General features: G+C 41.5%; 10 protein-coding genes. 7 read left to right on the forward strand and 3 right to left on the reverse strand.

Annotation, left to right across the window (positions count from 1 at the left end; genetic code table 11):
• Nucleotides 1-146: 146 nt before the first annotated feature.
• Nucleotides 147-1778: a formate--tetrahydrofolate ligase gene (locus tag AC1TO8_RS15395; protein WP_482056512.1), complete on the forward strand. Its 1632-nt coding sequence runs from the start codon at nucleotides 147-149 to the stop codon at nucleotides 1776-1778.
• A gap of 413 nt (nucleotides 1779-2191) precedes the next feature.
• On the opposite strand, the gene AC1TO8_RS15400 is transcribed toward AC1TO8_RS15395, so the two are convergent.
• Nucleotides 2192-2902 carry a metal-dependent hydrolase gene (locus tag AC1TO8_RS15400; protein ID WP_482056513.1) on the reverse strand — a complete coding sequence of 237 codons (711 nt, stop codon included), beginning with the start codon at nucleotides 2900-2902 and terminating at the stop codon, nucleotides 2192-2194.
• Nucleotides 2903-3521: 619 nt separating this feature from the next.
• Between AC1TO8_RS15400 and AC1TO8_RS15405 the strand changes: the two genes are divergently transcribed.
• The 3 genes from AC1TO8_RS15405 (at nucleotide 3522) to AC1TO8_RS15415 (ending at nucleotide 6057) form a co-directional block, all read left to right on the forward strand.
• Nucleotides 3522-4883 carry an FAD-dependent oxidoreductase gene (locus AC1TO8_RS15405; protein WP_482056514.1) on the forward strand — a complete coding sequence of 454 codons (1362 nt, stop codon included), beginning with the start codon at nucleotides 3522-3524 and terminating at the stop codon, nucleotides 4881-4883.
• 377 nt (nucleotides 4884-5260) lie between these two features.
• On the forward strand, nucleotides 5261-5914 hold the full coding sequence (locus AC1TO8_RS15410) for a hypothetical protein (protein ID WP_482056515.1): 654 nt from the start codon (nucleotides 5261-5263) through the stop codon (nucleotides 5912-5914).
• 8 nt (nucleotides 5915-5922) lie between these two features.
• A complete protein-coding gene (locus tag AC1TO8_RS15415) occupies nucleotides 5923-6057 on the forward strand; it encodes a UTRA domain-containing protein (RefSeq protein ID WP_482056656.1) in 135 nt (44 codons plus the stop codon).
• Nucleotides 6058-6140: 83 nt separating this feature from the next.
• Here AC1TO8_RS15415 and AC1TO8_RS15420 read toward each other — a convergent pair whose 3' ends face one another.
• On the reverse strand, nucleotides 6141-7412 hold the full coding sequence (locus AC1TO8_RS15420) for an L-lactate MFS transporter (RefSeq protein ID WP_482056516.1): 1272 nt from the start codon (nucleotides 7410-7412) through the stop codon (nucleotides 6141-6143).
• 386 nt (nucleotides 7413-7798) lie between these two features.
• Here AC1TO8_RS15420 and AC1TO8_RS15425 point away from each other — a divergent pair, with 386 nt between their 5' ends.
• The 3 genes from AC1TO8_RS15425 (at nucleotide 7799) to AC1TO8_RS15435 (ending at nucleotide 11274) form a co-directional block, all read left to right on the forward strand.
• Nucleotides 7799-8632 (forward strand): formate/nitrite transporter family protein, encoded by an 834-nt coding sequence (locus AC1TO8_RS15425; RefSeq protein WP_482056517.1) that lies wholly within the window; start codon nucleotides 7799-7801, stop codon nucleotides 8630-8632.
• 298 nt (nucleotides 8633-8930) lie between these two features.
• Nucleotides 8931-9425, forward strand: coding sequence for an N-acetyltransferase family protein (locus tag AC1TO8_RS15430; protein WP_482056518.1), 495 nt, complete (start codon nucleotides 8931-8933; stop codon nucleotides 9423-9425).
• Between the two features lie 172 nt (nucleotides 9426-9597).
• On the forward strand, nucleotides 9598-11274 hold the full coding sequence (locus tag AC1TO8_RS15435) for a glutamine--tRNA ligase/YqeY domain fusion protein (protein WP_482056657.1): 1677 nt from the start codon (nucleotides 9598-9600) through the stop codon (nucleotides 11272-11274).
• A gap of 149 nt (nucleotides 11275-11423) precedes the next feature.
• Here the strand turns inward: AC1TO8_RS15435 and AC1TO8_RS15440 are convergent, their stop codons facing one another.
• The gene (locus tag AC1TO8_RS15440) at nucleotides 11424-12662 is read right to left on the reverse strand and encodes an MFS transporter (RefSeq protein ID WP_482056519.1); all 1239 of its coding nucleotides are present in this window, start codon (nucleotides 12660-12662) and stop codon (nucleotides 11424-11426) included.
• Nucleotides 12663-13014 lie beyond the last annotated feature (352 nt).

The raw sequence follows: 13014 nt of genomic DNA on the forward strand, positions 1-13014 counted from the left end.
TCTTACCGTTGGGCCCCTTTCTTGCACAGAATAGATGTGAATTGAGAGTTATAATATATAATATCATGAACTATTCGGGTACAATAATGGTTATGTGATTTATCAAATATATGAGTGAAATGATTATTGGAGGTTACGAAAACAGCATGAAGCCTATTATTGAAGTTGCCCAAGCTATGGGTATTGCAGAAGACCATCTGGAACTATACGGTAAATATAAATGTAAAATAAACCCCTCACTTTGGGAAGAAGTAAAGAATCGCTCAGATGGTAAGTTAGTCCTTGTGACTGCTATGAATCCGACACCTGCAGGTGAAGGAAAGACATTAACTACGATAGGACTAACACAGGCATTGAATGCGATAGGAGAGCCAACGATCGCTTCGCTTAGAGAGCCTTCGCTCGGTCCATGTTTTGGAATGAAGGGTGGAGCAACGGGGAGTGGCAAAGCCCAGATCGTCCCAGCAGATGATATCAATCTTCATTTCACAGGGGATATTCATGCTGTGACATCGGCGCATAATTTGTTGTCCGCGATGATTGATAATCACCTGTTTCATGGGAATGTCCTCCGCTTGAATCCAGGGCGGATTGTTTGGAAACGAGCGATGGATATGAATGATCGGAGCTTACGTAGTATCGTGACTGGGCTTGGAAGCGGGAACGGAAATGCGAGAGAAGCTGGTTTTCTTATTACGACGGCTTCGGAAGTGATGGCCATTCTTTGTCTGAGTGAAGATTTGTCTGATCTTAGGGGTAGACTCGGTAGAATGTTAATTGGTTATAACGAAGAGGGAGAGGCTGTGACAGCGGATCAGTTGGGAGCGGTCGAAGCGATGGTCGTTCTGCTCAAGGAAGCGATTAAGCCGAATCTTGTGCAGACATTAGAGGGCACTCCGGTGATGGTGCATGGGGGACCTTTTGCCAATATAGCTCATGGTTGTAGCAGCGTAGTCGGAACCCGATTAGCTTTGAAGTTAGCCCGAATTATTGTAACAGAGGCTGGATTTGGAGCTGATCTAGGTGCTGAGAAGTTTTTTGATATCAAATGTCGTCAAGCGGGTCTTGCTCCGGCAGCAGCAGTACTTGTCGTTACAGTGAAGGCACTTAAGTATAATGGCGGAGTTCCGAATAGAGAGTTAGACTATGCAAATTCAGATGCGCTCAAGTTAGGGCTAGTCAATATGGAGAGACATATCGAGAACCTTAGCAAATTCGGAGTTCCTGTCATGGTTGCTATTAATCAATATGCAGAAGATACATCCGAGGAAATAGAACTAGTGAAGGAGCGTTGTTGCAAGCTTGGGGTAATGGTAGAGACCTCCACGGTATGGGCAGAAGGAAGTGTAGGTGGACGGAAGTTAGCGGAGAAGTTGGTTGAGATTCTGGACCGTGAGATGACGACCTTTGCACCACTATATGAACTGGAATTAAATATTCGTGCGAAGATTGAGAAGGTGGTGAAGGAGATCTATCGTGGACAAGATGTTTCTTACTCACCAGCCGCTCAGCGGGGTCTTGCGGAGATAGATCGACTGGGGTACGGGAACTTACCTGTATGTATGGCGAAGACACCGTATTCCTTCTCGGATCAGCCGCGCTTACTGGGAGCACCTGAAGGGTTTACGATCCATATTAGAGATATCTCCTTATCAGCCGGAGCAGGGTTTGTCGTCGTTCATACGGGGAACATCGTGACCATGCCAGGCCTACCTAAGTCACCTGCAGCTGAGCAGATCGCCTTGGATGAGCAGGGTGTTATTAACGGATTGTTCTGAGATTAGTATATGATGGGTTGTCAAGCCAGATACGACAGGACTTGGTAATCAATCTGTTTCATAAATGAAAGGTTTATATCCTAGGAAGTGCCTGGGGATATAAGCCTTTTTTCTTATCATATACGAGAAAGTATAAGTCATATTCGTGATCTCAAATTCCAGATAGACAGATGAGGATGGAGTAGTTGCAGAAAGAGCACTTATTTCAGAGGTAAAGATGGGTTAGAGAGGAGTAGTTGCAAAAGTACATTTAGAATAAGGGAAATGGTGATAAGTGATAGTTTTCCAGTAATTAAATGTACTCCATGCAACTAAAATTAACATTAGCGGGATTTCACCAAATTTAGGTGTACAATTGACAACTATTGGTGACGGCTAGTGAAGTGAGGGGGCGGGAGGTAGGGACATAGGCCCTACAATAGATTACCGTTGCTCGAAACCTCAATTTGTTCACCAGGAGTAAGAACTTGTCCGCGTAATCCTTTACCCTTAAGTAAATCAACGAATGCGTGAGAATCCTGCTGAATAAGCGGGAAGGTATTGTAATGGATAGGTACCGTCATCTTGGCGTTATACCACTCCGCAGCTTGTAGAGCGTCTTCAACACCCATAGTATATCTATCTCCGATGGGGATAAAGACCACATCAATGTCATAACGTTCCCCGAACATTCGCATATCCCCGAAGAGACTCGTGTCGCCTGCATGAAGAATCGTAAGGCCTTCTGCGGATATAATATAGCCACCTGGCATTCCTGCATACATAATCCGTTGTTCGTCATCTAATACGATACCTGAACTGTGAAAAGCTTGAATCATTTTTGCTTTAGCAAATCCTAGATCAATGGTACCTCCAATGTTCATATCAATCGTTCGTACACCTTTCCAGGACATATACGTTGCGAGTTCTACATTAGCCACCACTGGAATATCATTTGCTTTGGCAATCGGTTCTGCGTCTAGAATATGATCCATATGTGCATGTGTTAATAACACGGCATCGGTCTTAATCTCTTCTGGTGTTGTAACGGCCATTTCGTTGCCACGTAGGAATGGATCAATAATTAGGGATTTTCCCCCTGTAAAAATTTGAACGCATGAATGTCCATGGTATTTGATTTTCATATAATCTACTTCCCCTCTAATTATATTCTATGTTAATTGTACCCAATTAACCGCTTGTATAATAGGCTCCGTTGTACCTAGTGGTATAATAGATTCATCTTACAAAATGGAGAATTTAAATGACTGAGAATGAACGTATCAATTGTATGAAATGTCAGCATTTCTATGTTACATGGGATCCTCAATACCCTAAAGGGTGCAGAGCATTCGGATTTAAAACGAATAGTATGCCCAGCCAGACGGTTTTGTCCTCATCAGGTAAGCCATGCATAAGTTTCGAGCCTAAAGCAAATTCTAGAGTATAGGTTAATAACATAACAGATGCTCAAATCCGGTCGCTCATGGCTTAACAATCCGTTATATAAAAGGCGTTTGCTGTGAAAGACGTTTCACACTCTGGATATGACAATAATCACTGGTAAGGCGCATTGGAACAAGGAATCCTCTATTTTAATCCTGCAAAAGGTGTGGTTGTGGTAAAGTCGAAAATGTGAACAATGTGAAAACTTTATCAAACTCTATTGCAATGTGAAAAATATCACACTATAATAAGGAGTATCAAGTGAAACATTTCACAACATAAAAAATAGATCACCCCATTTTGGAGGAGGAATAAATAATGAAAGTAGTCGTCGTAGGATGTACACATGCCGGAACCGCAGCCATTGTAAACACCGCTCAATTATACCCAGAAGCTGAAATTACCGTATATGAGCGTAATGATAATATATCTTTCTTGTCGTGTGGAATAGCGTTATATGTAGGTGGTGTCGTGAAAGATCCACATGGACTGTTCTACTCTTCCCCAGATCAATTAGCCACGCTTGGAGTCAACACAAATATGCGTCATGAAGTGACAGGTATAGATACGGATAATAAGAAACTCACAGTACTCAACTTGGTCAGTGGTGAACAATTTGAAGATACTTACGATAAATTAATTATGACGACGGGATCATGGCCGATTATTCCGAAGCTTGAAGGAATTGAGTTGGACAATATATTACTTTGTAAAAACTATAACCACTCGAATACGATTATCGAAAAAGCAAGTCAAGCTAAACGTATAACGGTTGTCGGTGCAGGTTATATTGGAGTCGAGCTCGTAGAAGCTTTTCAAATGAATGGTAAAGAAGTGACATTGATTGACGGTGTCGACCGTATTCTTAACAAATATTTGGATCCTGAATTCACAGATGCTATTCAAGAGACATTCCAGAATAAAGGCATCAAGCTTGCATTGAACCAGACGGTGACTGCTTTTGAAGGAAAGAATGGTCATGTGAATAAAGTTATTACAACGCAAGGGGAGTATGAGACAGACCTTGTCATCCTGTGCATAGGCTTCCGTCCAAATACGGAGTTGCTGAAAGGGCAAGTGGATATGCTTCCAAACGGCGCGATCATCGTTGATGACTATATGCAGACGAGCAAGAAGGACGTCTACGCCGCGGGAGATAGTTGTGCGATTCGTTACAACCCAACTGGTAAGAGTGCCTATATACCACTAGCTACGAATGCTGTACGGATGGGGACGCTCGTTGCTCGCAACTTGATGGCACAGACCATTCCTTATATGGGAACGCAGGGTACATCGGGTATTAAAATTTATGAAGATAACATCGCTGCTACTGGGTTGACGGAATTAGCTGCCAAAGAAGAAGGCTTGCAAGTAGAGACGGTGACCATTACCGATCAATACCGTCCGGATTTCATGCCTGATGCAGAGAATGTAACCTTGAAGGTTGTATTTGAAAAAGATTCGCGTCGTATTCTAGGTGCCCAACTGATGTCGAAGGTAGATCTGACACAATCGATTAATACGATCTCGGTATGCATCCAGAACCGAATGACCATTGATCAGCTTGGATTTATTGATTTCTTCTTCCAACCGCATTATAACAAGCCTTGGAATTTCTTGAACACCGCAGGTTTACAGGCATTGCCTGCTATCGCTCAGAAAGATACTGCTTTAGTCTAAGAATGATATGAAAAGGTTGATATTTTTAAAAACAGTAAGTCAAAGGGATTGCCCTTGGCTTACTGTTTTTTTGTTAAACATACTTAGAAAGTATAAGTATTTTGGAGCACATCCCGCTCTACCTTTTATGATTTTTAAAAGTCTATATAAAGTGTTGAAATGACTTGCATAGCCGATATCACATCCATCAAATTCGATCCATACTCCATGAAAGATCTTAAATTCTGGATGTCATTCAGTGGGATAGACATAGAGGGACGAATAATGCTTCACGCATGAAGGTAGTGAAGCTGAGGCTCAAATAGATGCATAAAGTGCACTTAATTAGTAGGGAGAGTAGGAAAAGGGAGAATTAGTTGTAAAAAGGACAGTTAAAAATGGCGATAACGCTGAAAAGTGGAGTTTCCAGTAATTTAGATGTACTCCATGCACCTAAAGTTAGCATCAAAGGGATTGGGTTGATTTTAGATGTACTCCATGCAACTAAAGTTAGCTTAAGAGGGAGTGGGTTGATTTTAGATGTACTTATGAGACTGTCGATTAATTACAGCTGGTTGAGCAGCTCTCATTTGGAGATATTGAGGTGTATTCGGTTTTGCCTGTTCATTCCAGATGGAGTCACGCGGAACAACTGCTCGATTTCAGCTTTGCCGATCGCATTTGCGCACCGTTATTACAATCTTTCTGACCGGGAGATGAAAGAGCGTTTCATTGGCGATTTGTTTAACAAACGTTTCTTAGGCCTTCCTGTCCGGTTTATTGGGTTTGACCATAGCGCGATTGGACTTGACCGAGAACGGATGGGCTCTGAGTTATTATTGGCCTGCCATCATCATATTTTGGCTCAAGCCAGACAAATGGGTCTGTGGGGGGACAACCGCAATGTGTGGCTAGTCGACTCGTTTCATGCGAATGGTCATCACGTTCGCCCTAACGCTATTGCAGCAGATACCGCTTGTAGCTACGGCAGTCATCGACACGCTTTTGAGAAGGAGATCATTTCACTGTTGCAGCTGCAACCGCTGAGATAGAAGAATGGCTGTCTGTTCCAGCAGGAACAGCGATGCTCAAACGTCTACGTTATTCCTACGATGCCAATGGCAGGTTAATTGAATACAGCGTGGGTCATTATAATTCAGACATGCAACACTATATTGTTAACTACGACGTATAGCAAAGTACGTAGTCAAACAAAAGCGCCCTGGTCATTTACTATCACCAGGGCGCTTTTTTATATATTCGTTATCCGTTCGGTTATTAGGCAGATGCCTTAGTCGTTTGTTTCGGTTGATCTAGTTTACCGGCTTGGATTTTATGAATATTTAATTTCATTGCTATTGAAGCGAATAGAGCAAAACCTAGCATGATTGCAAATATATAGAAGGCTTGATTATAGCTGTTCGTTGTGTCGAAAATATAAGCTACAACTAGCGGTCCTGCAATTCCAGCCATAGACCAGGCAGTGAGAAGATAACCATGTATTGCACTCAGTTGCTTCGTTCCGAACAGATCACCGATAAAGGCAGGTAGCATGGAGAATCCACCGCCATACATAGTAATGATCAGGAATATTAAGGCTTCAAAGGCGAACTGATTGGATACGTTAGGAAGAATGAGAAATGCAATAAGTTGAACTGCAAAGAATGCTACAAATATGTTTGATCGGCCTAAATAGTCGGAAAGTGCGGCCCATGCAATTCGGCCTCCACCGTTAAATAACCCCATAATTCCAACCATTGCAGCAGCTGCGATGGGTGTCATACTCACTTTATTCTGAGCCATAGGAGAAGCGACGGATATAAGCATAATACCTGCTGATATATTAACGAACATCATAAACCATAGTAACCAAAAGCGAGAAGTCTTGATCGATTCCGTTGCTGTCAATTGAGCTAGATCCTGTTTGACGACAATCGGCTTTTCCTTTACTGCTTGTTTCATTGAATCTGGCATCCAGCCTTCTGGTGGCTTACTAATGTAAGATGCTCCTAAGAACATAAGGACGGCGTAACATGCCCCCAAGATAAAGAAAGTGTTAGAAAGACCTACCGACACGATTAATTTAGCTGCAACAGGACTTGCAATTAAGGCGCCTGCTCCAAAACCCATAACAGCCATACCTGTAGCTAATCCTCTTCTATCTGGGAACCATTTAACTAAGGTAGACACGGGAGAGATATACCCAATCCCTAATCCCATTCCGCCAAGTACTCCATAGGTCAAATAGAATCCGATTAGAGATCCAGCAGATATTGCAATTCCACTACCAATCAGACCTGCAGTGAATAAACAAGCTGCGAGCATGGCTGACACTTTTGGGCCCTTCTTTTCAACAAATTGACCAAAGGTTGCAGCAGATAAACCTAAGAAGAATATGGCAATTGTAAATGAGAAGGCAACCTGTGTCCCTTCCCAACCTAATTTTTCAGACAGCGGATTTTTAAATACACTGTAGGCATAAGTAGAACCAATGGATAAATGTATGGCAATTGCAGAGCAGGCAATTAACCAGCGGTTTTTTGTCTTCATGACGTATTCTCTCCTCTATAATTATGAAATATCATTAACTCCTATTTAATCATGGCTTATGAGTAGTAACTATTAGATATATCACAAATTTAAGTAAATTTAAATATGGAAAATACGTGAATATATAAGGGATCCCGTGATTTTTTTTCACGCATAGTGCATCCCATTTTTTTCCTTACAATAGACAGTTATAAATATAGATGAAAAAGATGGAACGAACCCTGCGAATGCAAGTTTCATAATTTTCTGTAACTTAGATCATTTTAATGGTATTTCAGAAATGATATGATTAACAAATCATTTATCATTAACTTATTTTCATTTTAAATTTTAACTAATGGACTTGATATATCACTTTAACATCAAAAGGAATAGGGGATAGGATCATGACCTATTATAAACCTCAGCAAATTGCTGAAGTAACAGTAGAGAGCGGGACGAAGAAGGCACATAATCGACTTTCGACGGTACTTGTTCTTGGTTTCTTGGGAGGCGCCTTTATTGCGCTAGGATATTTACTGGATATTCGTGTTACTGCAGGAACTTCAGAAGAATGGAGTTCTCTTTCTAATTTGATTGGAGCAGCGGTGTTTCCTGTAGGACTCATACTTGTACTTTTAGCTGGTGGGGAATTACTAACGGGGAATATGATGGCAGTGCCTTTAGCGCGTATAGCGAAGAAGATTTCTACAAGAGAGACATTTAAGAACCTTATATTGATCACATTGAGTAACTTTATAGGAGCTGTATTCGTTGCTTACTTCTTCGGACATATCGTTGGTTTAACGGAAACGGGCATGTATTTAGAGAAAGTGGTGGAAATGGCAGGGCACAAGTTAGACGTGACATTCCTTCAGGCATTTGTTTCGGGGATCGGTTGTAACTGGTTAGTGGCATTAGCTGTATGGCTGTCCTATGGAGCGGATAGTATGAGTGGGAAAATCATGGGAATTTGGTTCCCGACGATGGCTTTTGTGGCTATAGGCTTTCAACACGTTGTCGCGAATATGTTCCTGATCCCGGCGGCTATCTTTGCAGGTTACTATTCTTGGGGAGAATATGTAATGAATTTCGTTCCTGTGTGGCTAGGTAATTTAACCGGTGGGGCAATTTTCGTTGCTCTTGCGTATTGGGTGGCCTATCTACGTGATCCTCAAGTAGTCCCAGTAGCACATAAAGTTCAATCTTCACAAGTAAATGCACTGCGTAAGCATGCTTAGGGAACACATAATAAAAGGACTACAGTATGAAATTGAGCTTATACTGTAGTTCTTTTATTTAAATAGAAGAGATTGGATACCCTATTTCTTATAATTCGTCTGAGACGGATACTGAATGATCGATGTTGACGTTAGCGAGGATAGTGACGGCGATGAAATAGTTGTAGATATGGTACTTGTTTTAGACTTTGCACAATAAATGCAGGGGACTTATGATAGAATCAACGATAATAATTTTGAGATGCTGGCCAGTAGCGGTCTAGTTTCGGAAGTAAGGTTTTGAAAAGAGGTGAAAAAGATGAAGCTTAATGAACAAATGTTAACGATCCGCCTTTCAGAAATGAAAGATGCGCAGCAGATTATGGATTTAGACGCTGTTGTATGGGATGATTATAGCTCTCCGGAACCATTAAATTGGACTTCTCGCGAGGACTTCCTACGACATTGCCAACCTGGTTCGCAGTTTGTAGCCTTCATTGATCAAAGACTTTGTGGTTATGTTGGCTTTCGCTATCCCACATTGATTAAAAGTAATCGCCATGTATATGAGATTAATATAGCCGTTCACCCACAATATCAGCATGGGGGAGTTGGAACAAGGCTGATGGAAACGGTAAAGGAATGGGCAACTGAACAGGGGATGAAGAAGCTTAGTTTGCGAGTTCTGGCTTCTAATTCGGCTGCTTTGGAGTTTTATGATAAATGTGGATTTGTTAGAGAAGGTCGGCTTGTTAACGAATTCCATGTGGGCGGAAGGTATGTAGATGATATTCTGATGGGGTACCTATTGTAATAGGAAGTCAATACTTCGTGATCGAAGAATGAATTCGACCGCTCTTAGCATATGCTTTCAAGGAATGTATCAAGGTGTCATGATTGAACAATACGCATATAACAGGTATATTTGTATGAAGCTAGTGTATAAAGGACGAGACAGAAAACTCAAGGATGAAAGGTTGATTGTAATGGAGAACCCAAGTACACCTCCCAATTTTATTAAGACTATTATTACGGATGATCTGAAATCCGGTAAGGTGAAGGAAATTTTGACGCGTTTTCCACCAGAACCTAACGGGTATTTACATATCGGACATGCTAAAGCGATCTGGATTAGCTTTACTTTAGCAGCTGAGTTTGGCGGGAAGACGAATCTACGATTCGATGATACCAACCCGATTAAAGAGGATACAGAATATGTGAAATCCATTCAGGAAGATGTGAAGTGGCTCGGATATGAGTGGGACGAGTTACGTTTCGCCTCAGACTATTTCGATGAGATGTATGATCGTGCAGTCATCTTGATCAAGAAAGGCAAAGCCTACATTGATGATCTCAGTGCCGATCAAATTCGGGAGACTCGTGGAACATTGACGGAACCTGGGAGTAATAGTCCTTATCGCGATCGTAGTGTGGAAGAGAATTTGGCTATGTTTGAAGGGATGCGCGCAGGCGAATTTAGTGATGGTGCAAAAGTATTACGTGCCAAAATTGATATGTCGTCACCTAATATAAACTTGCGTGATCCGGTGATCTACCGTATTTCTCACACTCATCATCATAATACAGGGGATAAATGGTGTATCTATCCGATGTATACTTTCGCTCATCCATTAGAAGATGCTATTGAAGCTATAACACACTCCCTTTGTTCGTTGGAATTTGAAGATCAACGTCCTTTCTATGATTGGGTTGTAACAGAATGTGAAATGCCGAATATTCCTCATCAATACGAATTCGGTCGTCTGAACGTGGGGCAGACTCTAACGAGTAAACGGAAGCTGAAGTTACTTGTAGATCAGCATCATGTGGATGGCTGGGACGATCCACGGATGCCGACGATCTCGGGCTTGCGTCGTCTGGGATACACTCCTGAGGCGATCCGTAGCTTTATTTATGAGACGGGTATCTCTAAGAGCCAAGGTGTCGTAGATCGACAAATGATGGAGCATTTTGTCCGCGAAGATCTGAAGCTGAAAGCACCACGTACGATGGCAGTATTGAATCCACTCAAAGTCGTAATTACCAACTATCCAGAGGATCAAGTAGAGCTACTGGAAGCGGAGAATAATAGCGAGAATCCTGAAATGGGTAATCGTCAAATTCCATTCTCTCGGGAAATATATATTGAGCAAGAGGACTTCATGGAGAATCCACCGAACAAATACTTCCGATTATTTCCTGGTAATGAAGTTAGATTAAAGAATGCCTATTTCATTAAATGCAATGAAGTAATTAAGGATGAAGAAGGTCATGTTGTCGAAATTCATTGTACCTACGATGTTGAGACGAAGAGCGGAAGTGGATTTACTGGACGCAAAGTGAAGGGAACGATCCATTGGGTCGAGGCCACTCAAGCTGTTCCTGCTGAATTCCGTTTGTATGAGCCGCTTATATTGGATGAGGAAGCGGAAGAATCTATTGATGAGACCCAAGAGAAGACGTTCCTTGATCAAATCAATCCGAATTCGATGGAAATTATCCAAGGCTATATAGAACCTGGTATGAGAGATGTAGTTGCTCAGGATAAGTTCCAATTTTTCCGACATGGATACTTTAACGTAGACTCTAAGTACTCGACGCCAGGACATCCGGTATTTAATCGCGTCGTTTCACTCAAAAGTTCATTTCCAATAACGAAATAAAGACAACAACTTAACAAGTATAAACAAGCCCGCAGTGATGTATCTGCGGGCTTGTTTATTGACTAAGAATGACCGGCTGAATTCAATATTCGATGTTGAATACGCCTCTCACTAACCTCGTGATCAAAAGATGCCCTTTTGAACTTCCTCTAATAGAGTGGATCCTCGTCAGGTTCCCCTTCGTGAGTTGTACCAGGTAATTTATAACCATGTTTTCGAATGAGTGACCAGATCTGCGCAAAGCCAGCGGCGCCGATTAAGGAGAATAGCATACCCGTCTTATACATGGCTTCTGCACCAAAGCTTTGAAATAACCACCCTCCAACAAATCCACCAATCACGCCTGAGAGACCACTCCATGAGAGAGTATATACGGCTTGGCCCGTTGCACGAAAAGGACGAGGGATCAACAGCATCGTAAGCTGGGTACCCACGTAGAAGAATCCACCGAATGTCACACAGTGCAGAATCTGAATGGCAGCGACTTCTAACGGAACTGTAGCCTCAGCCATGAGAAGCCAACGCAGACTGAAAAGCAGACTTACTAAGGCAAGGCAACCGAATAGCCATGATATTTTACGTTTCATGAAACGATCAAACAAGAAGAACATCCCCATTTCAAACAAAGAAGACAGGAATACTGCTAATCCAACAATTCGTTTAGATCCACCAATTTCCGTTATATATAATGACATAAATGTATTATTCATAGCATTCGGAACAGATACTAGAACACCCAAAAGGATAAAGAAAAGAAAGTATGGATTAGTCATGATCGCTGCAAATCCTTTAAGATTTAACTTTGGAGTGTAGGAAGAACGATGCAAGGGTGGAAGAAGCATTACCATCCCAATGGTCAAGATAAGAAGAGCAGTAAATAGGGTTGATACTCGTGATATCCCCGTCGAGTCAAGGATTTGTCCTGCTGCAATGGCGGTTACTGCCCAACCGATAGACCCCCATATGCGGAAACTACCAAATTTATGAGGTGTATCCTGAATATATCCTAGTATAAGACTGTTACTATGAGAGAAGAGAGGTGTCTGAAAGAAAAAGAATAAGGTCATTGTTAAATACACCATAGGATAGCTATCAGCTTGAAAAACAAACTGTATCAGCAACACGCTTCCACTCATCATAATGACGATAATACGTCTCATATTATGCAAGCGGTCACCCCAGCTTCTCCAAAAGGGATTAGCAAACAAAGAGACGAAGGGCCCGAGAGCCATTAGACTACCAATTTCAAATTTCGTCATGCCGACATCATGAAGATAAAGTTGGAAAAAGCTAGTAAAGAGCACCATGGAGCCATATAGGAAGAAATTGAAAAGTCTAAGTGACGTTAAGGAAGATTTGGTTTCTATGGGTTCATTCAATATGTACATTCCTTTCCATAGGAGGAATAGTTGAGCCCTATTATACTTGGCTTAACCAAAGATCATCCTAAATACGAATTGTTAATGGTTATTTATGGTGTTTAGATCAACCATTCCACTTTAACATGTGTTGAAAAGGGATTCAAACCAACAAATTTCCATATCAGCATAAATTCATCATTTAGTGCAAAAAAGGAGGGAAAGAAATAAAAAGGACTGGTAAGCGCTTACAAAATAAGTTATTATATATTTATAAGGTGACGATTCCCCCTAGTAATCGTATGCCGGAATTTCAATTGATATGATTTCCATCGCTGATGGAAGTCATTTTTTTTGCGAAATATAAAAAAGTATAAGTTTC

Source organism: Paenibacillus sp. Y859 (genome assembly GCF_056786405.1).

Excerpts from the sequence above, each read along its gene's own strand:
- AC1TO8_RS15395 (WP_482056512.1), top strand. The coding sequence starts at position 147 with ATGAAGCCTATTATTGAAGTTGCCCAAGCTATGGGTATTGCAGAAGAC.
- AC1TO8_RS15400 (WP_482056513.1), bottom strand. The coding sequence starts at position 2,902 with ATGAAAATCAAATACCATGGACATTCATGCGTTCAAATTTTTACAGGG.
- AC1TO8_RS15405 (WP_482056514.1), top strand. The coding sequence starts at position 3,522 with ATGAAAGTAGTCGTCGTAGGATGTACACATGCCGGAACCGCAGCCATT.
- AC1TO8_RS15410 (WP_482056515.1), top strand. The coding sequence starts at position 5,261 with ATGGCGATAACGCTGAAAAGTGGAGTTTCCAGTAATTTAGATGTACTC.
- AC1TO8_RS15420 (WP_482056516.1), bottom strand. The coding sequence starts at position 7,412 with ATGAAGACAAAAAACCGCTGGTTAATTGCCTGCTCTGCAATTGCCATA.
- AC1TO8_RS15425 (WP_482056517.1), top strand. The coding sequence starts at position 7,799 with ATGACCTATTATAAACCTCAGCAAATTGCTGAAGTAACAGTAGAGAGC.
- AC1TO8_RS15430 (WP_482056518.1), top strand. The coding sequence starts at position 8,931 with ATGAAGCTTAATGAACAAATGTTAACGATCCGCCTTTCAGAAATGAAA.
- AC1TO8_RS15435 (WP_482056657.1), top strand. The coding sequence starts at position 9,598 with ATGGAGAACCCAAGTACACCTCCCAATTTTATTAAGACTATTATTACG.
- AC1TO8_RS15440 (WP_482056519.1), bottom strand. The coding sequence starts at position 12,662 with ATGTACATATTGAATGAACCCATAGAAACCAAATCTTCCTTAACGTCA.